At 66.2% G+C, this 25,180-nt stretch carries 21 protein-coding genes; 17 read left to right on the forward strand and 4 right to left on the reverse strand.

The annotated features are described in order from the left end of the window. Nucleotides 1-8 precede the first annotated feature (8 nt). Nucleotides 9-323, forward strand: a complete 315-nt coding sequence (locus ACZY0R_RS01495) for an amino acid ABC transporter permease (protein ID WP_488856812.1) — start codon at nucleotides 9-11, stop codon at nucleotides 321-323. A gap of 82 nt (nucleotides 324-405) precedes the next feature. Here ACZY0R_RS01495 and ACZY0R_RS01500 read toward each other — a convergent pair whose 3' ends face one another. After that, a complete protein-coding gene (locus ACZY0R_RS01500) occupies nucleotides 406-1,278 on the reverse strand; it encodes a hypothetical protein (protein WP_488856813.1) in 873 nt (290 codons plus the stop codon). A 170-nt stretch (nucleotides 1,279-1,448) separates the two neighbouring features. On the opposite strand from ACZY0R_RS01500, the gene ACZY0R_RS01505 reads away from it, so the two are divergent. The 8 genes from ACZY0R_RS01505 (at nucleotide 1,449) to ACZY0R_RS01540 (ending at nucleotide 9,753) form a co-directional block, all read left to right on the forward strand. Further along, nucleotides 1,449-2,012: an HdeD family acid-resistance protein gene (locus ACZY0R_RS01505; RefSeq protein ID WP_488856814.1), complete on the forward strand. Its 564-nt coding sequence runs from the start codon at nucleotides 1,449-1,451 to the stop codon at nucleotides 2,010-2,012. A gap of 550 nt (nucleotides 2,013-2,562) precedes the next feature. Then, nucleotides 2,563-4,335, forward strand: coding sequence for a glycosyltransferase family 39 protein (locus tag ACZY0R_RS01510; protein WP_488856815.1), 1,773 nt, complete (start codon nucleotides 2,563-2,565; stop codon nucleotides 4,333-4,335). Continuing rightward, the gene (locus ACZY0R_RS01515; RefSeq protein ID WP_035862867.1) at nucleotides 4,332-4,703 is read left to right on the forward strand and encodes a DMT family transporter; all 372 of its coding nucleotides are present in this window, start codon (nucleotides 4,332-4,334) and stop codon (nucleotides 4,701-4,703) included. The genes ACZY0R_RS01510 and ACZY0R_RS01515 overlap by 4 nt, the downstream gene beginning before the upstream one ends. A 33-nt stretch (nucleotides 4,704-4,736) precedes the next feature. Beyond that, on the forward strand, nucleotides 4,737-5,900 hold the full coding sequence (locus tag ACZY0R_RS01520) for a DegT/DnrJ/EryC1/StrS family aminotransferase (protein ID WP_488856816.1): 1,164 nt from the start codon (nucleotides 4,737-4,739) through the stop codon (nucleotides 5,898-5,900). Then, complete coding sequence (locus tag ACZY0R_RS01525) at nucleotides 5,879-6,871, forward strand: glycosyltransferase (RefSeq protein ID WP_035862864.1); 993 nt, start codon at nucleotides 5,879-5,881, stop codon at nucleotides 6,869-6,871. The genes ACZY0R_RS01520 and ACZY0R_RS01525 overlap by 22 nt, the downstream gene beginning before the upstream one ends. Continuing rightward, nucleotides 6,859-7,800 carry a formyltransferase gene (locus tag ACZY0R_RS01530; protein WP_428178305.1) on the forward strand — a complete coding sequence of 314 codons (942 nt, stop codon included), beginning with the start codon at nucleotides 6,859-6,861 and terminating at the stop codon, nucleotides 7,798-7,800. Before ACZY0R_RS01525 ends, ACZY0R_RS01530 begins: the two co-directional genes overlap by 13 nt. Beyond that, complete coding sequence (locus ACZY0R_RS01535; protein ID WP_488856817.1) at nucleotides 7,797-8,849, forward strand: bifunctional UDP-4-keto-pentose/UDP-xylose synthase; 1,053 nt, start codon at nucleotides 7,797-7,799, stop codon at nucleotides 8,847-8,849. Before ACZY0R_RS01530 ends, ACZY0R_RS01535 begins: the two co-directional genes overlap by 4 nt. A 13-nt stretch (nucleotides 8,850-8,862) precedes the next feature. Continuing rightward, nucleotides 8,863-9,753 carry a polysaccharide deacetylase family protein gene (locus ACZY0R_RS01540; RefSeq protein ID WP_488856818.1) on the forward strand — a complete coding sequence of 297 codons (891 nt, stop codon included), beginning with the start codon at nucleotides 8,863-8,865 and terminating at the stop codon, nucleotides 9,751-9,753. Between the two features lie 59 nt (nucleotides 9,754-9,812). On the opposite strand, the gene ACZY0R_RS01545 is transcribed toward ACZY0R_RS01540, so the two are convergent. Beyond that, nucleotides 9,813-12,185: a heavy metal translocating P-type ATPase gene (locus ACZY0R_RS01545; protein ID WP_488856819.1), complete on the reverse strand. Its 2,373-nt coding sequence runs from the start codon at nucleotides 12,183-12,185 to the stop codon at nucleotides 9,813-9,815. Nucleotides 12,186-12,451: 266 nt separating this feature from the next. On the opposite strand from ACZY0R_RS01545, the gene czcI reads away from it, so the two are divergent. From czcI to ACZY0R_RS01565, 4 genes are all read left to right on the forward strand, one after another. After that, nucleotides 12,452-12,847, forward strand: coding sequence for a cation efflux protein, CzcI family (gene czcI / locus ACZY0R_RS01550; RefSeq protein WP_488856820.1), 396 nt, complete (start codon nucleotides 12,452-12,454; stop codon nucleotides 12,845-12,847). A gap of 74 nt (nucleotides 12,848-12,921) precedes the next feature. Then, the gene (locus ACZY0R_RS01555; protein WP_488856821.1) at nucleotides 12,922-14,190 is read left to right on the forward strand and encodes a TolC family protein; all 1,269 of its coding nucleotides are present in this window, start codon (nucleotides 12,922-12,924) and stop codon (nucleotides 14,188-14,190) included. A gap of 16 nt (nucleotides 14,191-14,206) precedes the next feature. Further along, nucleotides 14,207-15,793 carry an efflux RND transporter periplasmic adaptor subunit gene (locus ACZY0R_RS01560; RefSeq protein ID WP_488856822.1) on the forward strand — a complete coding sequence of 529 codons (1,587 nt, stop codon included), beginning with the start codon at nucleotides 14,207-14,209 and terminating at the stop codon, nucleotides 15,791-15,793. Between the two features lie 14 nt (nucleotides 15,794-15,807). Continuing rightward, a complete protein-coding gene (locus ACZY0R_RS01565; RefSeq protein ID WP_488856823.1) occupies nucleotides 15,808-19,011 on the forward strand; it encodes a CusA/CzcA family heavy metal efflux RND transporter in 3,204 nt (1,067 codons plus the stop codon). A 148-nt stretch (nucleotides 19,012-19,159) separates the two neighbouring features. Here ACZY0R_RS01565 and ACZY0R_RS01570 read toward each other — a convergent pair whose 3' ends face one another. Together ACZY0R_RS01570 and ACZY0R_RS01575 are read right to left on the reverse strand one after the other, a co-directional pair. Then, on the reverse strand, nucleotides 19,160-20,602 hold the full coding sequence (locus tag ACZY0R_RS01570) for a heavy metal sensor histidine kinase (protein ID WP_488856824.1): 1,443 nt from the start codon (nucleotides 20,600-20,602) through the stop codon (nucleotides 19,160-19,162). A gap of 25 nt (nucleotides 20,603-20,627) precedes the next feature. Continuing rightward, nucleotides 20,628-21,302 carry a heavy metal response regulator transcription factor gene (locus tag ACZY0R_RS01575; protein ID WP_488856825.1) on the reverse strand — a complete coding sequence of 225 codons (675 nt, stop codon included), beginning with the start codon at nucleotides 21,300-21,302 and terminating at the stop codon, nucleotides 20,628-20,630. A gap of 188 nt (nucleotides 21,303-21,490) precedes the next feature. Between ACZY0R_RS01575 and ACZY0R_RS01580 the strand changes: the two genes are divergently transcribed. From ACZY0R_RS01580 to ACZY0R_RS01595, 4 genes are all read left to right on the forward strand, one after another. Next, nucleotides 21,491-21,979: a hypothetical protein gene (locus ACZY0R_RS01580; protein WP_488856826.1), complete on the forward strand. Its 489-nt coding sequence runs from the start codon at nucleotides 21,491-21,493 to the stop codon at nucleotides 21,977-21,979. Nucleotides 21,980-22,067: 88 nt separating this feature from the next. Beyond that, on the forward strand, nucleotides 22,068-22,373 hold the full coding sequence (locus ACZY0R_RS01585) for a hypothetical protein (protein WP_488856827.1): 306 nt from the start codon (nucleotides 22,068-22,070) through the stop codon (nucleotides 22,371-22,373). Between the two features lie 9 nt (nucleotides 22,374-22,382). Next, nucleotides 22,383-23,837, forward strand: a complete 1,455-nt coding sequence (locus tag ACZY0R_RS01590) for a TolC family protein (protein ID WP_488856828.1) — start codon at nucleotides 22,383-22,385, stop codon at nucleotides 23,835-23,837. A gap of 2 nt (nucleotides 23,838-23,839) precedes the next feature. Further along, entirely contained in the window at nucleotides 23,840-25,153 is a 1,314-nt protein-coding gene (locus ACZY0R_RS01595) for a multicopper oxidase family protein (RefSeq protein ID WP_488856829.1), read from the forward strand. Nucleotides 25,154-25,180 lie beyond the last annotated feature (27 nt).

Below are 25,180 nucleotides of genomic sequence, written 5' to 3' on the forward strand. Positions count from 1 at the left end.
GAGAAAACATGAATAAGTTCGTCGCGACAGCCATCGCGCTGTGCATTGGCGCCGTCTCCGTGGCTGCCCAGGCGCAATCCACCGGCAAGAAGCAATTCGACCCGTATTCCCAGGGCGCCAAGTCGGGCGAGAAGTTCGACCCGTACAGCCAGGGTGCCAAGTCCGGTGACAAGTTCGACCCGTATTCCCAGGGCGCGAACAAGAGCACCCGCACGGACCTGACCGACGCCTCTGCGCCGGAGGCCAAGAAGCCGGCCACCAAGAAGACCAAGAGCAATAGCAAGAGCAAGAAGCCCGCTGCATCGGCCGCAGCCGCCAGCTGACCGGCAAGGCGCGCCGGAACCCGGCGCTCGCCAGCAAAAAGCCCGCGGATCCTGGCGGGCTTTTTGTTTTGCGATCCACGCGCTATCGCGCGGGGGGAACGTCAGGGGCTGTCGTGTCCAGTTCCATCGCCGTGACGTCGATACGTTGTACCTTGTCCTGCTGGCGGATCTCCGTACGCAGCACGAATGCCTCGGCAGGGCAATACCAGTCCGTTACATGCATGACGGTGGGCTCGACCTGCACCACTTCCTCTCCCACCATCAGCGGCCCCAGCGAGGTCCGCTTGTCGTAGGTGATAGGCATGCACTCCTTGCGCCCCAGCACGGTATCGATCATCTGGCGCTTGCCCACATGGCGGGAGCTGACACTGATCGAGGCGTACAGCGCGCGCATGCTTCCCACGACCTCATCCGCGCCCAGCGGGAATATCTGCAGCGAGACGCTGGACTCGAACGCCTCGCCCTCGATGGTGCTGCCCTCGTGGATATCCATGCCCGCGTAGCTGAACACGCCCTGGCCCCTGAAGGCGGCCTCGCCATACATGCGCGCATAGCGTCCCTGCGCGTTGATGACGGCATGCTCGCTCTCAATGCTGCTCCTGGCAGTCGCGGAACGGCGGTCGATATTGACCATGTGGACCTGGTTCATGATGACCGGCGGCCCCATCAGCGCGGACAATGCCGACTTGGAACGCACCTCGAGTTGCGCCCGGCATCCTGTCGGGCTCTTGGTGGTGCGCCGCAATGTCATGGTGACCGACATGGGCATGGCGCCATCGCCCTCCATCTGCACCCGTGAACCGGAACGGAACCAGGGCGCATCGCAAAGCACAGCAAGGGGCCGCAGCGGCGCACTATCGGCCGGACCCGCCGCGGCCACTGAGGTGGTCTGCGCCTGCGCAGGATTGCCCGCTGCCAGCCACACAGCTCCGGCAATCGCAGCAGCCCTCGCCATTTGCGCCTTTGTCCTCACATGATTCCTGTCTAGAATGATTTCATGCCCCCGCCCGTTCCGCCGAAGGATCGCTGGCTAGAAATTAGCGCTTTTTTGCACGCATGTCTTGCCGATCTTCGACGGTCTTCGTCACTGCCGGCCCGGTGCCGGCAGCTCGCAAGGGAGTTCCTATGCTTCAGTATTACGCCAAGCTTTGGTGGGTCGTGGCACTACGCGGCATTTTCTCCATTGTTTTCGGGTTTTGTGCCTTTTTCGCCCCCATTGCCACGCTGGCCGCGCTCGTGCTGCTGTTCGGCGCCTTTGCCGCTGCCGACGGCATCACCGCGCTGCTGATGGCGATCTCCGGCAGTCAGCGGGAAGCCAGTGATCGCGGCATCCTCGCACTGCAGGGCCTGCTTGGGCTTGGCGTGGGCCTGCTGACCTGGTTCAGCCCCGTTGTGACCGCGTTTTCCTTGCTGTTATATATCGCGGCCTGGACGCTCGCCACGGGCGTCTTGCAAATTGTCGCCGCCATACGCCTGCGTAAGGACATTCCAAATGAATGGTGGCTGGTGCTGGCCGGGCTGGTCAGCATCGTGTTCGCCTTTTTGCTGCTTTGGCAACCGCTTGCCGGCGCGCTGGCGCTCCTGTGGCTGATCGGTGCCTGGGCGGTGGTATGCGGTATCCTGCTCATCGGCGTCTCGCTGCGTTTAAGGGGCGCCAGAAAGACGCCCAATACATCACTTTCAACCTGAGAGGCGCAGCCTGCCTGGAGCGGCCTGAGGGCGCTGGCCCAGCGAGCGGCGGCGGGTCCCGGCGGTCGTGCTAACATTGCGCGCCTTTGTCACATAGAAACTACGGTTAGTCATGCGGCAAGGGCGTGGAAGGCCAAACGCTTGGAAGGCATAAAAAGCAAAGGCGGCCGGCATGATCGATTGCCCTTATTTTGTGTCTACCGAAGCTATGGTTGCCGCGTTGTGATGTTTTCGCCGGGCTCCCCGTACCGTCAGCCCCCTGGCGATCAGGGTGTGGCGCGAGGCGGAGTGATTTCCGGGGCGCCAGCGCGGCAGCGGTGTGCTAACCGTGCGGGGGGATTCGCGCCATGGCGAACCGGTGCACTTGCCTGCATGGCCGCAGGCGGAGCAAACCGACTGGCCTGAAGCCGCAGGCTGTGGCGACTGGGCTGCCCGGCAACTGCCGGGCACACCGGCAGCAGGCGCCACGACCGTTACACCCCGTCAGGCCCGAGAATCGGCCGTTCCGGGCGCAAGCCCAACGGCCACCCGATCAGTTTCCAGGAGACGTATGCGTAGTTCCGTGACCTCGCGAGACACCTCGCGAAGCACCGCACAAGGTGTTTCGCAATCCGCCGGCCTGCCGATTGGCGCGATTGCACTGGTTTGCCTGTTTATTCTCCTGGTCTGGTTCGGCACGCTCGACGCACGCCACCTGCTGCGCTCCGATGAAGGGCGCTATGCCGAGATCGCCCGCGAGATGTTTGCGAGCGGTGACTGGGTCACGATTCGCTACAACGCGCTCAAATACTTCGAGAAGCCGCCCTTCCATATGTGGGTGACGGCCCTGTCCTACTCCCTGTTCGGCGTAGGCGACTGGCAGGCCCGCCTCTGCGTGGCGCTGTCGGGGATGATCGGCCTGCTGGCTTCCATGCTGGCGGCACATCGCTGGTATGGCGCGCGCGTCGCCCTGTTGACCGGCCTGGTCCTGGTGGCAGCGCCCATGTGGAGCGTGGCCGCGCACTTCAACTCGCTGGACATGACCCTGTCTGGCGCCATGGCCTGCGTGCTGGCCTTCATGCTGCTGGCCCAGCATCCCTCCGCCACACCGGCCGCGCGCCGCTACTGGATGTGGGCTTGCTGGGTGGCCATGGGCGTGGCGATCCTGACCAAAGGCCTGGTGGGCATCGCCCTGCCGGGGCTGGTGCTGGTGATCTACACCCTGGTTTCGCGCGATTTTGGCCTGTGGCGCCGTCTGCACCTGATCACCGGCATCGCGCTGATGCTGATCGTCACGGTGCCCTGGTTCTGGCTGGTATCGGAGCGCAATCCGGAGTTCCTCAATTTCTTCTTTATCCATGAGCACTGGCAGCGCTATACCTCGACGGTGCACTCCCGCAAGGGCCCGTTGTGGTATTTCGTGCCGCTGCTGGTGGCCGGCTTCATCCCCTGGCTGGGCCTGATGCCGCGCATGTGGCAGGTGATGCGCGGCGGCGCCGCCGCGGCCCGCACGGCCACCGTTAAACCATTCCAGCCAGCGTTGCTGGCAGGGATCTGGGCCATTGCCATTTTTGGCTTCTTCAGCCTGTCCAGTTCCAAGCTGCCCGGCTACATCGTGCCGATCTTCCCGGCGCTGGCTATCCTGGCCGCGGTCGCGCTCAGGGAGATTGACGAAAAGGCCTGGAAGCGCCAGCTCAATGGCATGCTGGTGGTGGCTGCGCTCGGCTTGCTGGCCAGCCCCGTGGTGGCCACGCTGAACTCCGACAATACGCCCAATGAACTGTACCGCCTGTTCGCGGTGTGGGTTGGCGCGGCCTTCGTGCTGATGCTCGGCGGCATCTTCCTGGCGCGCAAGCTGCTGGCCAGCAAAGGCCTGATGGTCAGCATCACGTTCTATGCGCTGGGCATGTTCAGCAGCTTTACCGTAGCGCTGCTCGGCCATGAAGTGATGGGGCGGCCGACTTCGGGCGTGGACATGGTCCCGGCCATCAAGGCGGCCCTTACCGATGACATGCCGATCTACGGCGTGCGCATGCTGGACCACACCTTGCCTTACTACCTGCGCCGCACCACCATCATGGTGGAGTGGCCCGACGAACTCGAGTTCGGCACCAAGCAGGAGCCCGGGAAATGGCTGCCCACGCTGGAAGCCTTTATTGCAAAATGGCAGGATGGCCAGCACGCCGTAGGTATCATGTCGGCCGCCACCTACAAGCTTCTTGAAGAGCGCAAGGTGCCGATGTACAAGATCGGGCAGGACAAGCGCCGCGTGGCGGTCACCAATTTCCCGCCCTCCGGCCAAGCGCCGGCAGCAGCCCCGCAAGAACCGAACCGCGCGCCATGACGCTTTCCACCTTCGCATTTATCTTTACGGGCGTGCTGCTTAATGCGTGCGCCCAGTTGCTGCTCAAGGCCGGCACCAACGCGGTGGGCGCCATCACGCTCGACCGCGCCACGCTGTTCACCACCGCCCTGCGCGTGTTGACGCAGTGGCCGGTGCTGGCCGGGCTGACCCTGTATGTGGTCAGTGTCGGCGTATGGATCGTCGGCTTGTCGCGCGTCGATGTGTCGATCGCCTACCCGATGCTGTCGCTCGGCTATGTAGTGAATGCCCTGGCTGCCTGGTACCTGTTCGGCGAAATGATCGGCCCGATGCGCGTGGCCGGCATGCTGCTGATCCTCGCAGGCGTGTTCCTTGTTGCCCGTTCCTGATCACCGCCACCCCGTACCAAGAGCCTGATCGCCATGACCGCTACCGCTGCGCAAGCCTTCCTGCCCTTCGTCAAGCCGAATATTGACGCCGATGCCATCGCCGAGGTCGGCAAGGTGCTGGCCTCGGGCTGGATCACCTCCGGCCCCAAGATGCACGCTTTCGAGGCCGCCCTGTCCGCGCTGTTCGGCGGCCGCCCCGTGCGCACCTTCGCCAATGGCTCGGCGACGATGGAAATCGCGCTGCGCGTGGCCAATATCGGCCCCGGCGACGAAGTCATCACCACCCCGATTACCTGGGTGGCCACGGCCAATGTCGTGATCACGGTGGGCGCCAGGCCCGTCTTCGTCGACATCGACCCGCGCACGCGCAATATCGATCTTGACGCGGTGGAGGCCGCCATCACGCCGCGCACGCGCGCCATCATGCCGGTCTACCTGTCGGGCCTGCCGGTGGACATGGACCGTCTCTACGCAATCGCCCGCAAGCATGATCTGCGCGTGATCGAAGACGCCGCCCAGGCCATCGACTCGCGCTGGCGCGGCCAGCGCATCGGCGCCTTCGGCGACCTCGTCAGCTTCAGCTTCCAGGCCAACAAGAACATCACCAGCGTCGAAGGCGGCTGCCTGGTGATGAACTCGCCCGAGGAAGCCGAGCGCGCCGAGCGCCTGCGCCTGCAAGGCGTGATCCGCACCGGCATGGACGGCATGGACGTGGAGGAGCCCGGCGGCAAATTCAACCTGACCGATGTCAACGCCGCCATCGGCTTGTCGCAGCTCGCCCACCTGGACGCCATCACCGCGCGCCGCGCCGAACTGGCGGAAACCTATTTCCGCTGTGCGGCCGACAGCGGCCTGACCGAACTCGGCATCGAACTGCCACTGCCGCGCGACGGCGACCTGGCCACCACCAACTGGCATATGTTCCAGGCGGTGCTGCCAGCCGAACGTATCGAAGGCGGGCGCAACGCCGTGATGGAAGCCATGCGCGAGCGTGGCATCGGCACCGGCGTGCACTACCCCGCCCTGCACCTGTTTTCTTATTACCGCTCCCTGGGCTGGCGCGAAGGCATGCTGCCGCATGCCGAACGCATCGGTCGGGGCATCGTCACGCTGCCGATGTTCCCCGCCATGCAAGCCGCCGATGTGGAGCGGGTATGCGCAACTCTTAGCGAAACATGCAAACGCCTCTTCAAATGAGCCCAGTCGAAGTCTCGGTCGTTATCCCTGTCTACAACGAGGAAGACGGCCTGCAAGCCCTGTTCGACCGGCTCTACCCGGCAATGGACGGACTCGGCTGCAGCTACGAGGTCATCTTCGTCAACGACGGCAGTCGCGACCGTTCGGCGCAGATCCTTGCCAGCCAGTTCCATCAGCGCCCGGACGTCACGCGCGTGGTGCTGTTCAACGGCAACTTTGGCCAGCACATGGCCATCCTGGCCGGCTTCGAGCACACCCGCGGCAAGATCGTGATCACCCTCGACGCCGACCTGCAAAACCCGCCGGAAGAAATCCCGCGGCTGGTGGCGACCATGCGCGAAGGCCACGACTACGTCGGCACCATCCGCCGCGAGCGCAACGACACAGCCTTCCGGCGCATTGCCTCCCGCGCCATGAACCGGCTGCGCGAGCGCATCACGCGCATCAAGATGACCGATCAGGGCTGCATGCTGCGCGCCTACGACCGCAACGTCATCGACACCATCAACGCCTGCCGTGAGGTGAACACCTTCATTCCCGCGCTGGCTTATACCTTCTCGTCCAACCCGGTCGAGATCGTGGTGGAGCACGAGGAGCGCCACGCCGGCGAATCCAAGTACTCGCTGTTCCAGCTGATCCGGCTGAACTTCGACCTGGTAACCGGCTTCTCGATCGTGCCGCTGCAGTGGTTCTCCGCCATCGGGACGCTGCTTTCGCTGGCATCCGCCGGCCTGGTGGCCGTGCTGCTGGTACGGCGCTTTGTTCTCGGCGCGGAAGTGCAGGGTGTGTTCACCCTGCTCGCCTTCAACTTCTTCCTGGTGGGCATCATGCTGTTCGGCATCGGCCTGCTGGGCGAATACATCGGGCGCATCTACCAGGAGGTGCGCAACCGTCCGCGCTACCGCATCCAGGCCGTGCTCGAAGGCAGCCCGGAGCAGCAAAAGAAACCGGAGCCCTCGTGCGCGCAGTAGTCTTCGCTTATCACAACGTCGGCGACCGCTGCCTGCGCACGCTACGCGCGCGCGGCGTGGAGGTGGCGCTGGTGATCACCCACCGCGACCGCCCCGATGAGAACATCTGGTTCCGCCGCGTTGCCGATACCGCCGCCGAACTCGGCCTGCCCGTCATGTACGGCGAAGACCCGGCCGACCCGGCGCTGGCCGCCGCGGTGGCCGCCGCGCGCCCGGACGTGATCTTCTCCTTCTACTACCGCGCGATGATTCCCGCGGCAGTGCTGGCGCTGGCACCGCAAGGCGCGTTCAATATGCACGGCTCTCTGCTGCCCAGGTATCGTGGCCGCGTGCCGGTGAACTGGGCGGTGCTGCACGGCGAGACCGAGACCGGCGCCACGCTGCACGCCATGGAAGCCAAGCCGGATGCCGGCTATATCGTTGACCAGACCTCCGTGCCGATCCTTCCCGACGACACCGCAGGAGAAGTCTTCGAGAAGGTGACCGTCGCCGCCGAGCAAACGTTGTGGCGCGCCCTGCCCGCCATGATGGCCGGCAACACGCCGCAATTGCCCAACCGGCTGGCCGAAGGCAGCTACTTCTCGGGCCGCAAGCCCGAGGACGGCCGCATCGACTGGCAGCAACCCGCCGCGCAGGTGTATAACCTGATCCGCGCGGTAGCGCCGCCCTATCCCGGCGCCTTCACCGAGATCGGCGGACGCCGCTTCGTGGTGGCCCAGGCTCGCCGCCCGCAGGCGGCCCTGTTCCAGTCCGCCAGCGCCGCCCGCCCGGGCTTGCACGTGATCGACGGGCAGATCGTCGGCGTGTGCGGCGATGGCGGCGTGATCCTTGTACGCGAACTGCTGGACGATGGCGGCACCGCCGCCCCGGTCCCGGCAGACGCGCTTTCCGTATTTCTTACCGCATTGTCCAAAGAGGAAAACCGATGAAAAAGGTCCTGATTCTTGGCGTCAACGGCTTCATCGGCCACCACCTGACGCGCCGCATTCTCGAAACCACGCCGTGGGAAGTCTACGGCATGGACATGTCCAGCGACCGCCTGGGCGACCTGATCGAACACCCGCGCATGCACTTCTTCGAAGGTGACATCACCATCAACAAGGAGTGGATCGAGTACAACATCCGCAAGTGCGACGTGGTGCTGCCGCTGGTGGCCATCGCCACCCCCGCCACCTACGTGCGCCAGCCGCTGCGCGTGTTCGAGCTGGACTTCGAAGCCAACTTGCCGATCGTGCGCGCCGCCGTGAAGTACGGCAAGCACCTGGTGTTCCCGTCCACCTCCGAGGTGTACGGCATGTGCCACGACGAGGAATTCGATCCGGAATCCTCCGAGCTGATCTGCGGCCCGATCAACAAGCCGCGCTGGATCTATGCCTGCTCCAAGCAGCTGATGGACCGCGTGATCCACGCCTACGGCATGGAGCAGGGCCTCAACTACACGCTGTTCCGTCCGTTCAACTGGATCGGCGCCGGCCTGGATTCGATCTTCGAATCGAAGGAAGGCTCCTCGCGCGTGGTGACCCAGTTCCTGGGCCACATCGTGCGCGGCGAACCGATCAAGCTGGTGGACGGCGGCGCGCAGAAGCGTGCCTTTGCCGACGTCACCGACGGCATCAGCGCCCTGATGCGCATCATCGAGAATCCGAACGGCGTTGCCACCGGCAAGATCTACAACATCGGCAACCCGCGCAATATCCACTCCGTGCGCGAACTGGCCGAGATGATGCTGAAGATGGCCGGCGACTACCCCGAATACGCGGAAGAAGCCAAGAAGACCCAGATCGTGGAAACGTCCTCCGGCGACTTCTATGGCAAGGGCTACCAGGACGTGCAGAACCGCGTGCCGAAGATCGACAACACCGTGGAAGAACTCGACTGGAAACCCGAGGTCAGCATGGAAGACGCGCTGCGCGCCATCTTCGAAGCTTACCGCGGCAAGGTCGTGGAAGCGCGCACCCTGGTCGATTCGGCCAACTGAGCGCAAGCACCCGATGGCCCGTATCGCCCTCAAGGTCGACGTCGACACGCTGCGCGGCACCCGCGAAGGCGTGCCGGCGCTGCTCTCCATGCTGGCCCGCGTGCGGGCCGAGGCTACGTTTCTCTTCAGCCTTGGCCCGGACCATACCGGCTGGGCGCTGCGGCGCGTGTTCCGGCCCGGCTTCCTGAAGAAAGTCTCGCGCACCTCGGTGGTGTCGAACTACGGACTGCGCACGCTGATGTATGGCGTGCTGCTGCCCGGCCCCGACATCGGCCGCAAAGGCGCGGCCGGTATGCGCGCGGCGCGTGCGGCGGGACACGAATGCGGCATCCACACCTGGGACCATGTCTACTGGCAGGACAACGTGCGCGAGCGCGATGCCACCTGGACCCGGCGCCAGATGCAGAGCGCGTTCGACCGCTACGTCGAGATCTTCGGCGAAGCGCCGCCCACGCATGGCGCCGCCGGCTGGCAGATGAACGATGATGCCTTCCGCCAGATCGACGACTGGGGCATGGCGTATGCCTCCGACGGCCGCGGCACCGCGCCGTACATCCCCACCGTCGATGGCGTCGCATGCCGCCATGTGCAGATGCCCACCACGCTGCCAACGCTGGACGAACTCATCGGCGTGGACGACCTGACCGAGGACAACGTCCACAAGGCCGTGCTGCGCCTGAGCGAAGGCGAGCGCGACCATGTCTTCACGCTGCACACGGAACTGGAAGGCGGGAAACTTGCGCCAGTGTTCAACCGGCTGCTGGATGGCTGGCGCGCGCAAGGGCATGAACTGGTATCGATGGGCACGTTCTACCGGCACCTCGATCCTGCCAGCCTGCCGACGGCGCCTGTTACCTGGGGCGCTATCGAAGGCCGCAGCGGCGAGGTGATCATCCAGCCCTGATACCACGGCAAAAGGACAAAAGGATTCTCGCGCCCCCTTCCCAGGGGGCGCGTCCGTTTTCAGGCGCGCCCTGCCTTCGCCAGGCGCAAGCCGTTGAACATCACCAGCAAGCTCGCCCCCATGTCGGCGAACACCGCCATCCACATGGTGCCCATGCCCATGACCGTCAGCGCGAGGAACACCGCCTTGATACCAAGCGCCAGGGTGATGTTCTGCTTCAATATGGCCGACGTCTGACGTGACAGCCGGATAAACGCCGGGATCTTGCGCAGGTCGTCATCCATCAGCGCCACATCGGCGGTCTCGATCGCCGTGTCGGTCCCGGCGGCGCCCATGGCAAAGCCGATATCGGCGCGGGCCAGCGCGGGCGCGTCGTTGACGCCATCACCCACCATGCCCACGACCACGCGCTTGCCGCCGCCCTCGCCACCCTCGGCCCCCTTCACGCTCAGCGCCGCAATGGCATCCGCCTTGTCCTGCGGCAACTGATTGCCGCGCGCCTCGTCGATCTGCACCTGCGCGGCGATGGCCTGGGCCGTATGCGGGTTGTCGCCTGAGAGCATCAGCGTCTTGACGCCCAGCGCACGCAACTCCGCCACCGCCTGGCGGCTGCTGTCCTTGACCGTGTCCGCCACGCCGAACAGCGCCTCGACGCCGTGGTCGGCACCCAGCAGCACGACAGTCTTTCCTTGCCGCTCAAGCGCTTCCAGCGTGGCTTCCAGATCCGGCGAGCACAGTCCGCGGTCGTGGATCATACGATGATTGCCCAGGTAGTAGGCGCGGCCGTTCACGCTGCCGCTGACTCCGTAACCCGGCAGCGCCGCGAAATCCTGCACTTCCAGCACCGCAAGGCCCTCGGCGCGCGCGGCGTTCGCCACGGCCATGGAGACCGGATGGTCGGAGCGGGCCGCGAGGCTGGCCGCGATGACGCGCGCCCTCTCGCTGGCCGCCGCGCCGGCCGCCGCGATCTCGCCCAGTGGCTGGAAATCGGTCTGGGCCGGCTTGCCATGCGTGATGGTGCCGGTCTTGTCCAGCGCCAGCCATTTAAGATCCTTGCCTTGCTCCAGGTAGACACCACCCTTGATCAGGATGCCGCGCCGCGCGGCCGCGGCCAGCCCGCTGACAATGGTCACCGGCGTAGAGATCACCAGCGCGCATGGGCAGGCAATCACCAGCAGCACCAGCGCCTTATAGATCCAGGCGCTCCAGTCGCCATCCAGCACCAGCGGCGTCACCACGGCCACCAGCACGGCGCAGAGGAACACCAGCGGCGTGTAGATGCGGGCAAAGCGGTCGACAAAGCGCTGCGTGGGCGCGCGGCTGCCTTGCGCCGCCTCCACCGCGTGGATGATGCGCGCCAGCGTGGACCCGCTGGCCGGCGCCGTGACTTCGTACTCCAGCTCGCCTGCCTGGTTGATGGTGCCGGCAAACAGCGCATCGCCCACGGCCTTGTCCACCGGCACGCTCTCGCCGGTGATCGGTGCCTGGTCCAGCGTGGACTGGCCACGCAGCACGCGGCCGTCGAGCGCCACACGTTCGCCGGGACGCAGCCGCACCAGCGCGCCGATGGGCACCGCGCGGGCATCCACCGGCAGCCAGTTGCCGTCCGGCTGCCGCACCGTGGCCCGCTCCGGCGCCATCGCCATCAGGCCGCGCACGGCATTGCGGGCGCGATCCAGCGATGCCGCCTCGATGCGCTCGGCCAGCGCAAACAGCACCATGACCATGGCGGCCTCCGGCCATTGCCGGATCAGCATGGCGCCGGTGACGGCGATACTCATCAGCGCATTGATATTCAGGTTGCCGTTGGACAGTGCAATCCAACCCTTCTTGTAGACGCCAAGCCCGGCCATGGCCACGGCCGCCAGTGCCAACAGGGGGGCCAGCCAATCCTGGGCAGGCACTTGCAGCCATCCCACCACCTCCGCACCGAGCGCGGCCACGCCGGCCAGCGCCAGCGGCCACCACGGCTTGGCGGCTTGCTGTGGCAACTCCGCCGCCTGCTCCGACAGCGGTTCGGCCTTCATGCCGAGGCTCTCGATGGCGCGCACCACCGGCTCCAGGGAATCCAGCGTGTGGTGCACCGTCAGTACGCGCTGCATCAGGTTGAACTGCAGCGCCGCCACGCCGGCCATGCTGCCCAGCTTGTTCCGGATCAGGGTCTCTTCCGTGGGGCAGTCCATCGCATCGATGCGATAGCTGGCCGCAGCGGCGCCTGCCGGGACCGAAACGAGAGCCGCAGGCGCCGCACTGGCGCAGCCACAACACGCCGGGCTGCCAGCTTGGGCGCGGTGATCGTGATCATGGCCATGCTGGTGCACATGCCCGTGCTCGTGCCCGTGCTTGTGCGCGTGATCATGTGCGTGTGAATGCCCGTGATTGACACCCTTCTGGTCACGAAGCGAGGCTTGGTCTGGCGTGGCGCTAGGCATGGCGGTTTTTCCTGCTTGTTATTGCTTACCGCCCATTTAAGACCCTGGAGCGACTACAGGGTCAAGCGCATTGTGAATCATCCTCAAAGTGCAACATCCGGCGCCTCTGCAGGGAACCTCGCTGGCGGCACGCACTCGCACCCGGCTTGAATGCAAGCGGCTGACCCGATACGGCACCTGCCGCTGCCTCTTGCGCCAGGTGTTAAGCCACAGTCTTAAGCCACAGTCGCACAAGGGTCATGCTTCCTGCCTATATAATCCGCCGCATGCGACGTTTCCTGATCCTGCTTTTCGCCATCATGCTGCCGCTCCAGTTCGCCTGGGCCGGTGCAGCGGCGTATTGCCATCACGAAAGCGCACCCCAGGACAACACGATCGCCGCGGCCAGCGACAACTGGCATTTCGGCCACCATAGCCACGCCCACCAGGGCAAGGTCACCCAGCACGGCAGTACCGACAGCAAGGACGGCAAGGGCAATATCAAGCTGCCCGATCTCGACTGCGCCGTCTGCCACTTTGCCAGCGCCCAGCTGGTCCTGCCGGACCTCGGCGCGACCGCCTCGCATCACGGCGTGGCCATCAGCTACCGGGCGCTTGCCGCGTCCTACCTGTCGGCGCCCGGCGCCACCCCCGACCGCCCGCAGTGGTCTCTCGCCGTCTGACCGGCGAGACGACTCCCTTTACCTCCAGACTCTCGTCTCGCCGAACTTCCCTGGCTTTTTCCCGGTGAAATTCGATGAGAACACTTGTGATGCCGCTCGGGCTGGCGGCAGCTTTGCTCAGCCCTTCCGCGTTCGCCCAGAACGCGGCGACCACGCCATTCCCCGCTGCACAGGCGGCCCGGCAAATCGCGGAGCCTGCCGGCAGGCTAACGCTGGAAGATGCGCTCGCCCTCGCGGCCGGACGCAATTTCACGCTCTCGGCAGCCGGCCATGAACTTGATGCTGCCGAGGGCGGCATCATGCAGGCGCGCACCATCCCCAACCCGGAAGTCGCGGTGCTGTTCGAGGACAACCGCCGCGACACACGCACCACAACGGCCCAGGTCAACCTGCCGGTCGAACTTGGCGGCAAGCGCTCCGCGCGGATCGGCGCGGCGCAGAAAGCGCGCGAACTCGCGCAATCGCAACTGGGCGCGACCCGCACCGACTTGCGCGCCGCCGTTGTAGGCGGCTTCTTTGCGGTGGTTATCGCGCAGGAGCGCGTCAGGCTTGCGCGGGGCTCGGCCGACATCGCCGCCAAGGGCGCGCTGGCCGCGGCCCGCCGCGTGGCCGCCGGCAAGATCGCGCCGCTCGAGGAAAGCAAGGCGCGCGTCGAACAGGCCAATGCCGAGCTCGAAGTCGCCGACGCCGAGGCCGCGCTGGCCGTAGCGCGGCAGGCCCTCGCTGGCCTGTGGGGCAGCAGCGAAGCCCGCTTCCTTGAGGCCACCGGCAATCTGGACACCCTCCCCGCGCGCCCCGACGGCGCCATCCTGACGCAAGCGCTGGACAGCGCGCCGGAACTGGCGAACAGCCGGCTGGAGCTGGAGCGGCGGCAGGCCATCATTGGCGTGGAACGCAGCCGCCAGTATCCAGACCTGACCGTCAGCCTGGGCAGCAAGCGCGACAACAGTTCCGATCGCGGCACCATGCCAGTGCTGGGCGTGTCGCTGCCGTTGCCGCTGTTCGACCGCAACCAGGGCAATCTGTACGCCGCCATGCGCCAGGCCGACAAGGCCGCCGACGAGTACCGCGCGACGCAGGTGCGGCTCGCCAATGAACTGCAGCAAGCCGCGCGGCAACTGACCGTATCCCGGACTTCGGCCGAATCCCTCAAGGGCACCGTGCTGCCTGCCGCCCAACAGGCCTACGAGGCCGCCACGCGCGGCTTCGAAGCCGGCAAGTTCAACTTCCTCGACGTGCTCGATGCGCAGCGCACCTGGTTCCAGGCGCGCATCCGCTATCTCGGCGTGGTCGCCACCGCCTACCAGGCCGCCACTACCATCGACCGCATTCTTGGCCGTTGAGTCAAAGGAACCCATCATGGCAATCAGCAGCAAGCAAAGAACGAGCATCGCCATCATCCTGGCCGGCGGCACGCTGGCAGGCGCGGCATTGATCTTCACCGGCCGCGGCAACAGCGCGGCCGAAGGCGGACACGGCGCGCATACAGAGGCCGCCGCCCACAACGACGGCGAGCATCACGACGGCAAAGCCGGCTCTGCGCACGACGACGCCGCCGCACATGGCGACGGCGAGCATCACGAAAGCAGCACAGGCCCCAATGGCGGACAGCTGTTCAAGCAAGGCGATGCCAGCGTGGAAGTGCTGGTGGCCGAAGCCGGCGCCAGTGAAGGCGGCCCGCGCATGCGGATCTGGGTCGCGCAAGGCGGCAAGGCGGTGGCGCCGGCGGGCATCAAGGTGTCGGGGCAACTGCAGCGCCTCACCGGCGAGAAGGAACCGCTGGGTTTCCGGCCCGCCGGGTCCTACCTGCAAAGCGAAGCCACAATCGAGGAACCGCACGCGTTCGATGCCAGCCTGAATGTGACGCTGCCGGGCAGCAATGCGCCCATCGCGATCAAGCTCGGCAAGGAAGAAGGCCGCGTCGAGATGACGCCCGGGCAGATCCAGGGCGCCGGGCTCACGCTGCTCGCCGCCGGGCCTGAGCGTATCGAGGCAACAGTCTCCTTCCCCGGCGAGATCCGCTTCAACGAGGACCGCACCGCCCACGTGGTGCCGCGCGTAGCCGGCGTGGTGGAAAGCGTGTCGGCCAACCTTGGGCAGCAAGTGAAAAAAGGCGACTTGCTGGCGGTGCTGGCCAGCACCGCGCTGTCCGACCAGCGCAGCGAACTGCTGGCCGCGCAAAAGCGCCTGGAACTGGCCGAATCGACCTTCCAGCGCGAGAAGAAGCTCTGGGAAGACAAGATTTCCGCCGAGCAGGACTACCTGGCGGCGCGCACCGCGCTACAGGAGGCGCGCATCGCCACGCAAAACGCCACGCAGAAGCTGACCGCCATCGGCGCCAGCGGCAATGCAGGCGGCAAGTCGCTCAACCGCTTCGAGCTGCGCGCCCCCTTCGACGGCACCGTGGTGGAGAAGCACCTGGCGCTTGGCGAAGCCGTGGCAGCTGACGCCAACGTGTTCATCATCTCGGACCTGAGCACGGTATGGGCCGAATTCGTGATCGCGCCCAAGGACCTGGACCGCGTGCGCGTCGGCGAGAAGGTGAAGATCGCCTCGACCGCCTTCGACGGCAAGGCCGAGGGAACTGTCTCGTATGTCGGATCCCTGCTGGGCCAGCAAACCCGCACGGCCACGGCCCGCGTTACCCTGCCCAACCCGAAGATGGCCTGGCGTCCCGGCTTGTTCGTTACCGTGGGCGTGACCGATTCCAGCGCCGAGGTGCCAGTGGCCATCGACGCCCAGGCGCTGCAAAGCAATGGCGAGCAGCAGGTGGTGTTCGTTGCGGTGCCGGGCGGCTTCCTGGCGCAACCGGTCAAGACCGGACGCAGCGACGGCAAGCTGGTCGAGATCACGAACGGGATGCAAGCCGGCTGGAAGTACGTGGCCGACAACAGCTTCGTGATCAAGGCCGAGCTGGGCAAGGCCGGCGCCGAGCATAGCCACTAAGCGGAGACACCATCATGTTTGAACGAATGATCCGCTTTGCCATCGAGCAGCGGTGGCTAGTGCTGCTGGCCGTGTTCGCCATGGCGGCGCTCGGCATCTACAACTACAGCCGGCTGCCCATCGACGCGGTGCCCGACATCACCAACGTGCAGGTGCAGGTCAACACGTCCGCGCCAGGCTACTCGCCACTCGAAACCGAGCAACGCGTCACCTATCCGATCGAAACCGCCATGTCCGGGCTGCCCGGGCTGGAGCAAACCCGTTCGCTGTCGCGCTACGGCCTGTCCCAGGTGACGGTGATCTTCAAGGACGGCACCGATATCTACTTCGCGCGCCAGCTTGTCAATCAGCGCATCCAGGAAGCCGCGCAGAACCTGCCTACGGGCGTGGCGCCGCAGATGGGTCCGATCTCGACCGGGCTCGGCGAGATCTACCTGTGGACGGTGGAAGCCGAGGACGGCGCAAGGAAGGCCGACGGCACGCCGTACACCCCGACCGATCTGCGCGAGATCCAGGACTGGGTCATCAAGCCTCAGCTCCGCACCATGCCAGGCGTGACAGAGATCAACTCCATCGGCGGCTTCGCCAAGGAATACCTGGCGACGCCAAGCCCGGAAAGGCTGGCTTCCTACGGCCTGAGCCTGCAGGACGTGGTAGCGGCGCTGGAGAAAAACAATGCCAACGTGGGCGCCGGCTATATCGAACGGCGCGGGGAGCAATACCTGGTGCGCGCTCCGGGACAGGTCAAGTCCATCGACGATATCCGCGACATCATCGTCGGCAGCGCGCAAGGCCAGCCCATCCGCATCCGCGACCTGGCCGATGTGGGAGTCGGGCGTGAACTGCGTACTGGCGCCGCTACGGACAACGGGCGCGAGGTAGTGCTGGGCACCGTCTTCATGCTGATCGGCGAGAACAGCCGTGCCGTGTCGCAAGCGGTAGACCAGCGCATGGCTGCCATCAACCGTTCCCTGCCGGCGGGCATCAAGGCCGTCACGGTGTACGACCGCACAGTGCTGGTCGACCGCGCCATCGCCACCGTCAAGAAGAACCTGGTCGAGGGCGCGATCCTGGTGATCGTGATCCTGTTCCTGTTCCTCGGCAACCTGCGCGCCGCCATCATCACCGCGCTGGTGATCCCGTTATCCATGCTGTTTACGTTCACCGGCATGGTGACCTACAAGATCAGTGCCAACCTGATGAGCCTGGGCGCGCTGGACTTCGGCATCATCATCGATGGCGCGGTGGTGATCGTGGAGAACTGCGTGCGGCGGCTGGCGCATGCCCAGCAACAGCACGGCCGCCCGCTCACCCGCAGCGAACGCTTCCACGAAGTCTTTGCCGCCTCCAGGGAGGCGCGCCGGCCGCTGATCTTCGGCCAGCTCATCATCATGATCGTCTACATCCCGATCTTTGCGCTGACCGGCGTGGAGGGCAAGATGTTCCACCCGATGGCAATGACGGTGGTGCTGGCGCTGATCGGGGCCATGATCCTGTCGGTGACCTTCGTGCCTGCGGCGGTAGCGCTGTTTATCGGCGACAAGGTGGCCGAGAAGGAAAACCGCCTGATGCTGTGGGCCAAGCGCGCCTATGCGCCGATGCTCGGCAAGACCATCGCCAACACACCGGTGGTGCTGACCCTTGCCGCCGTGGCGGTGCTGCTGAGCGGCCTGGTGGCGACGCGCCTGGGCAGCGAGTTCATCCCCAACCTGAACGAAGGCGATTTCGCCGTGCAGGCGCTGCGCATTCCCGGCACCAGCCTGACGCAGTCGCTCGCGATGCAGCAACAGATCGAAACGCGCCTCAAGGAGAAGTTCCCCGAGATCGAGCGCGTGTTCGCCCGCACCGGCACCGCCGAGATCGCCTCGGACCCGATGCCGCCCAACGCGTCCGACGGCTACATCATGCTCAAGCCGTGGGCAAAGTGGCCCGACCCGTCCAAGACGCGCGAGCAACTGCTGGCGGAGATGGAGGCCGAACTGGCGACCATCCCCGGCAACAAGTACGAGTTCTCGCAGCCGATCCAGTTGCGGTTCAACGAACTGATCTCCGGGGTGCGCAGCGACGTGGCCGTGAAGATTTTCGGCGACGACAACGCCGTGCTGGAGGATACCGCGCAAAAGGTCGCCAACGTGCTGCAATCCATCCCCGGCGCGACCGAAGTCAAGGTCGAGCAGACCAGCGGCCTGCCGGTGCTCACGGTGGACGTGGACCGTGCCCGCGCGGCCCGCTACGGACTCAATATGACCGACGTGCAGGACACGGTGGCCATCGCCGTCGGCGGGCGCGATGCCGGCATCTTCTTCCAGGGTGACCGCCGCTTCAATATCGGCGTGCGCCTGCCGGAAGGCATCCGCGCCGATGTGGAAGCGCTGCGGCGCCTGCCGATTCCCTTGCCCAAGGGAACCACGGCAAGCGCCAGCTACATCCCGCTGGGCGAAGTGGCAACGCTCACCCTCGCCCCCGGCCCCAACCAGGTCTCGCGCGAGAACGGCAAGCGCCGCATCGTGGTCAGCGCCAATGTGCGCGGGCGTGACGTAGGCACCTTCGTGCCGGATGCCATGGCCACGCTCGATCGCCAGGCCAAGATCCCCGCCGGCTACTGGGTCACCTGGGGCGGCACCTTCGAGCAATTGCAATCCGCCACCACGCGGCTGCAGATCGTGGTGCCGGTGGCATTGCTGATGGTGTTCGTGCTGCTGTTTGCCATGTTCGGCAATATGCGCGATGGCCTGCTGGTCTTTACCGGCATCCCCTTCGCGCTCACCGGCGGCATTCTGGCGCTGTGGCTACGGGGCATTCCGCTGTCGATCTCGGCGGCGGTGGGATTTATCGCCCTGTCCGGCGTGGCGGTGCTCAACGGACTGGTCATGCTGTCCTTCATCCGCAGCCTGCGCGAAGAAGGCAAGCCGCTGGATGAAGCCATCCACACTGGCGCGCTGACCCGGCTGCGCCCGGTATTGATGACGGCGCTGGTGGCATCGCTGGGCTTTATCCCGATGGCGATCGCCACCGGAACCGGAGCTGAAGTGCAGCGCCCGCTCGCCACGGTGGTGATCGGCGGCATCCTGTCTTCCACCGCGCTGACCTTGCTGGTGCTGCCGGTGCTCTACCGGCTGGCCCATCGGCGAGATGAGGACGAGGCTGGCCAGGTGCGCGAAGCTGGCAACGAACGCCTGGCCGGTGCGGATCCGGCGCCAGCGTTGCCGAACGGCTAAGACCTGGGGAAGTCCACACAGGCCCCTTCAAACGGGCCTGCGTGGCCGGGGTCTGATGACCCCACCTTGCGCGCGGCCTGGCCTGTCAGGGAAGAACCGTCGACGTAGCTCCGCACAAGCGGCTCCCCTGCGCTTCGTCCCTTAACCTTCAAACCTTGGCCGGCCGCGCGCCTGTCGCCTGAGGCATCAGCGGAAACGTCAGCTCAGCCACCGTCTCGCCAGGCAGACTGCGCAGGCTGACGCTGCCGCCATGCAGGCGCATGATGGTGTCGACGATGGCCAGCCCGAGCCCGGTGGAGGCCGCCGAATTGCTGCGCGCCGGATCTCCCCGGTAGAAGCGCCCAAATACATGCGGCAGCGCCTCCGGGGCGATCCCGCCACCGCCGTTGCCCACCCGGATCCTGGTGGCATGGGCGTCCGCCGCCACCCGGATATCCACGGCGCTGCCGGCGGGGGCATGGCGCAGGGCGTTGTCGACGAGGTTGGTCACCGCGCGCCGCAGCAAGGTCTGGTCGGCATGCACGCTGCCCTGCCCCGCCAGTTGCACCTTGATATCGCGGTCCGCGGCAACGGCCTCGTAGTACTCGGCCACCTTGTCCAGCTCCGCCCTCGCGTCCAGCTCGCGCACCTTCATGGCCACCTGCGCATGGTCGGCACGCGCGAGAAACAGCATGTTCTCGATCATGCGGGCCAGGCGCTCGTATTCCTCCAGGTTGGACTCCAGCAGGTTTTCGTACTCCTGCACCGGGCGGCTCTGGCCGAGCGTAACCTGGGTCTGGCCGATCAGGTTGCTGATGGGGGTGCGGAAATCATGCGCGAGGTCGGCCGAGAATTCGGAGAGCCGGCGAAAGCCATCCTCCAGGCGCGCGAGCATGTCGTTAAGCGCAGCCACCAGCGCGCGCAGTTCGGTGGGCGCCTGCCCGGCATCGAGGCGCGTGGCAAGCCGGCTCATGGTGACGGCCGAGGCGTCCTCGGCCATGCGCCTGAGCGGACGCAAGCCGCGCCTGGCCAGCAGGTAGCCCAAGCCGGCCGCCACCGCCGCACCGCACAGCGTGGCCCAGAGCATCTGGGTCTGGTATGCCTTCATCAGCGCGACGCGGTACCCTGCGTCGCGCAGCACCACAATCTCGACTGCGCGATCGGAATCTCCCAGTTGCCCAAGCGCGGAGATGCCGCGCGAAGCAACGCCATTGCGCGGGTACCAGGTGTGCAGCCGCGATTTGTCGGGGTGCGTCTCGGCAGGCAGCACGGACAACACCGGCACCGGTTCATGGCGCGGATTGAGGCTCACCAGCGGCGCGCCCTCGCTGCCGCGTACCAGCAGGATCAGGCCTTCATGGCCCAGCGCGAGATCGGCAAAGCGATGTGTGTCGGCCCGGATCTCCTCCTCCGAACTGACTTCGCGCAGCAGGTGCCGCACCAGCAGGACTTCGCTGACCAGTTCGCTCTCGTCGCGATCCTGCAACTGGGCGGCAAGCGCGCTCGCCAGGTAAGTGCCTACGGCCACCAGGATGGCCACGGTGGCGGCGCCATAGGCCAACGCAAGCCGTGCCGTGAGCGATGCCGGCAGGCGCAGTACAGCGCGGATCAAGACGCGGCCTCTGACATCGCCCGGCTCACAGGGCCTCCTCTTCCAGTACGTAGCCCATGCCCCTGCGGGTGTGGATCAGCTTGCGGGGGAAGGGATCGTCCACCTTGGCGCGCAGCCGGCGGATAGAAACATCGACCACATTGGTATTGCTGTCGAAATTCATGTCCCATACGTGCGAGGCGATCAGCGAACGCGACAGCACTTCGCCGCTGCGGCGCGCCAGCAGTTGCAGCAGCGCGAACTCCTTGGAGGTCAGCTCGAGCTTCTGCCCGTCGCGGGTGACACGCCGCTTGACGCTGTCGATCTGCAGGTCCGCCACTTCGATCAGCTCGCTTTCACGCAAGGGGCCGCGCCGCAGGATGGTACGGATGCGCATGACCAGTTCGGCAAAAGCGAAGGGCTTGACCATATAGTCGTCAGCACCCAGCTCCAAGCCCTTGAGGCGGTCCGAGAGCTCGTCGCGCGCGGTCAGGAACAAGACAGGCGTATCGCGCTCGCGCCGCAGTTCCTGGAGCACCTGCCAGCCATCCATGCCCGGCAACATCACATCCAGCACGATCAGGTCGTACTCCTGGCCGCGCGCATGGGCAAGCCCGTCCACCCCGTCGCGTGCCAGGTCCACCACGAAACCGGATTCAGTCAGGCCCTTGCGCAGGTAGTCGCCTGCCTTGGGTTCGTCTTCAACAATCAATATGCGCATTTCCATTCACTCCGAGCCATCTGCCGGGCATCCGCCGGCCATCCGCCGGTTATCGGGCGGCCCTGCAAGACCGACACGCTATACGAGGAAAACCCGCCGCGGCAAAAGATGACAGGTTTGTCATGTTCGCGTCACGCTTTCGCACCTTTCAATGCAGGTACAATAACGGCTGCCATTTTCCTGCCCCGATGAAACGTCTCCTGAGCTCCTTCCTGCTATGTCTCGCCATGATCGCGCTGCCCGCACAGGGTGTCGCGGCGGCAGTCATGATGGTCTGCAGCGCGGCGCAGTCGGTGCAGGCATCCCACGGGCTGCCGACCGATTCGCCTGCCATGACATCGATGATGTTACGTCATGCGGCAATGAAATCGCAGGCGGAGGATGCGCTTGGCAGCCATGCCAGCGCGCATTGCCATGACGCCGTGGACCCGGCGCATGACCAGGCCGACGTGACAGACATCGCCGACCAATCCGGCCCGCAGGATCACCACGCCAGCCACGGCGCCGGTGGGGCCTGCAGCGCCTGTGCCGCCTGTGCGCTCGGGGCGGTCATGCCCACGATCCTGCCTGAACTCGCCCTGGCCAGCCACGGCCATGCCACACCGGCAGCCGCCCTGGCCGCCTATACCGGTTTCCTTCCCTCGCCCTCGTACCGCCCGCCCGCCGCACGCTGCTGACACCCGAGGTGCGCCCAGCGCACGCTCATCCCCCGTTCGTTTTGCCCCGCGCCGCTAACCGCGCCCCCCCACGAACACTGAGGTTGTCATGCATTTCGTCCGCATTTTCGCGGCGGCTTGCCTGCTGCTCGGGCCGGCCTTGTCGTCGGCCCAGTCCAGCGCACCTGCCGCCAATCCGCTCGACCCCGGCGCATCCGTGCCGCCCTTGCCGGCACTGAACGTGCTCGCCGGCTACGTGCCGTTCCAGGCCCAGCCGATCGCCCCATGGCGGGAGTCCAATGCCCAGGTCGCGCCCCCGGCAAGCAAGGACGCGCCAAGCGCCGGCGCGCCGATACCCGCCGGCAAGCCTGCCACGCCCGGGCAGGCGAGCGCCAGCCACGGCCGCCACCACTAAGGGCGCCGCATGTCTCTCCGATTGCCATTCCGGCCCGGGCTGGCGGCAGCGGCTTGCGCCCTGCTGCTGGCCGGCTGCGCCGGATTTACCCCCGATGGCGGCTTCGGCACCGCGGCCACCGCCGCGCGCGAACGCCTCGGCAAGGATGCCCTCTGGGTGCGCTCCGATGAGGATCGCGCCGCCGTCTTCGAGCGCACCCAGGCCTTGCTGGCGCAGCCGCTCGATGCCGACAGCGCGGTACAGATCGCGCTGCTCAACAACGCCGGCTTGCAGGCGGCCTTTGCCGAACTCGGTATCTCCGAGGCCGAATACGTGCAGGCCACGCGCCTGCCCAACCCTGGCTTTTCCTTCAGCCGCAAGCGCCAGGGCGACGACCTGAAGATCGACCGCGCCATCTCGGTCGGCCTGATGAACCTGCTGGTGCTGCCGCTGGCGGCCCGCATCGAACAGGACCGCTTTGCCCAAACCCGGCTGGCCGTGGCCGACACCTTGCTGCGGCAAGCGCTGGAAACGCGCAAGGCCTTCGTCAATGCGGTCGCCGCGGAACAGTCGGCACGCTATGCCGAGCAGGTGAAGAATGCTGCCGAGACAGGCGCGCTGTTCGCTCGCGACCTCGCGAGGGCGGGTAACGTCAGCGCGCTCGATCACGCGCGCGAGCAAGCCTTCTATGCCGACGCCGCCACCCAACTCGCGCGTGCGCGCCAGCAGGCCCTGGCAGCGCGCGAGCAGCTGACGCGCCGCCTTGGCCTGTGGGGTACCGGCGCGCAATACCGGCTCCCCGAGCGCTTGCCGGACCTGCCGAAAGCCAGGCCCGCGCTGGCCGACCTGGAGGGCTTTGCCATTGCCGGCCGGCTTGACCTGCAAGCCGGCCGGTTGCAGCTGGACAGCCTGGCACGCTCGCTTGGCCTGACCAGGGCGACGCGCTTTATCAGCGTGCTCGATGTGAGCTACCTGAGCAACTCGGAGACCGCCAAGCCGCGTGAAACGGGTTACAGCATCGATATCGAGATCCCGCTGTTCGACTGGGGCGGCGCCCGCGTGGCCCGCGCCGAAGCGGTCTATATGCAAGCCGCCAGCCGGCTGGCGGAGAGCGCCATCAATGCCCGCTCGGAAGTCCGCGAGAGCTATGCCGGCTACCAGGCGCGCTACGACATCGCGCGGCACTACCGCGACGAAGTGGTGCCGCTGCGCAAGCGCATCTCCGACGAGGGCTTGCTGCGCTACAACGGCATGCTGGTCAGCGTATTCGAACTGCTGGCCGATGCACGCGAGCAGGTGGGCGCGGTGAATGGCTATCTCGACGCGCTGCGCGAGTACTGGGTGGCTGAAACCGAACTCCAGGGCGCGCTCGGCGGACGGCTGCCGGAAGCTGGCGCCTTGCCGCCGCCTGCATCGCCCTCTTCCGCCAACGCGCCCCCGGCCCCCGCAAGCCCGACATTTCCGGCCTCGCCCAAAGGACAATGATCATGGTTACCCGTAGACAATTCCTGCATGGCTCCGGCGCCACCATGCTCGGCGCGGCGCTGGTGACGCGCGCCGGCGCCGCTGTGCTGCCCGAAGCCGCATTGCAAGCCAGCGCCGCCACCCAGCCGCCGCTGGCGCCCGCCACCGGCCGTCCGTACAACCCGGTGGTTACGCTCAATGGCTGGACCCTGCCGTGGCGGATGCACCAAGGCTGGAAAGAGTTCCACCTGGTGGCGGAGCCCGTCGAGCGCGAATTCGCGCCCGGCATGAAGGCGCACCTGTGGGGCTACAACGGCCAGAGCCCCGGCCCCACCATCGAGTGCGTGGAAGGCGACAAGGTGCGCATCTTCGTCACCAACAAGCTGCCTGAACACACGACCGTGCACTGGCACGGGATCATCCTGCCCGCCGGCATGGACGGCGTGGGCGGCTTGTCTCAGCCGCATATCCCGCCCGGCAAGACCTTCGTCTACGAGTTCGAGATGAAGCACGCCGGCACCTTCATGTACCACCCGCATTCGGACGAGATGGTGCAGATGGCGATGGGCATGATGGGCTTCCTGGTGGTGCATCCGAAGGACCCCGCGCAGATGCGGGTCGACCGGGACTTCGTCTTCCTGATCTCGGCCTACGACATCGATCCCGGATCCTATACACCGCGCGTGGCCGAGATGACGGACTTCAATATGTGGACCTGGAACAGCCGTGTGTTCCCCGGCATCGACAGCCTGCCGGTGCGCCTGGGCGATCGCGTGCGCATCCGCTTTGGCAATCTCACCATGACCAACCACCCGATCCACCTGCACGGGCACCGCTTCGAGGTGAGCGGCACCGACGGCGGCTGGGTGCCGCCGTCCGCGCGCTGGCCGGAAGTCACCACCGACGTGGCGGTGGGGCAGATGCGCGCGATCGAGTTCGTCGCCGACAACCCGGGCGACTGGGCATTCCACTGCCACAAGTCGCACCACACCATGAACGCCATGGGCCACCAGATGCCGACCATGATCGGCGTCAAGCAGAAGGACCTGGCCAAGCGCATGAATGCGCTGTTGCCCGACTACATGGCGATGGGCGAGGCCGGCATGGCGGATATGGGCGGCATGGAAATGCCGCTGCCCGACAACACGCTGCCGATGATGACCGGGCAGGGACCATTCGGGCCGATCGAGATGGGCGGCATGTTCAGCGTGCTCAAGGTGCGCGCCGGCCTTGGCCGCAACGACTACCGGGACCCCGGCTGGTACCGCCACCCGAAGGGCACGGTTGCCTTCGAGTACGCCGGCACGCCCGGCGCAAGCCAGTCATCGCACCAATGAGCACGTCAACCCAATCAAGGAAAGAAA

The sequence above is a fragment of the Cupriavidus sp. F041 genome, from assembly GCF_057814235.1.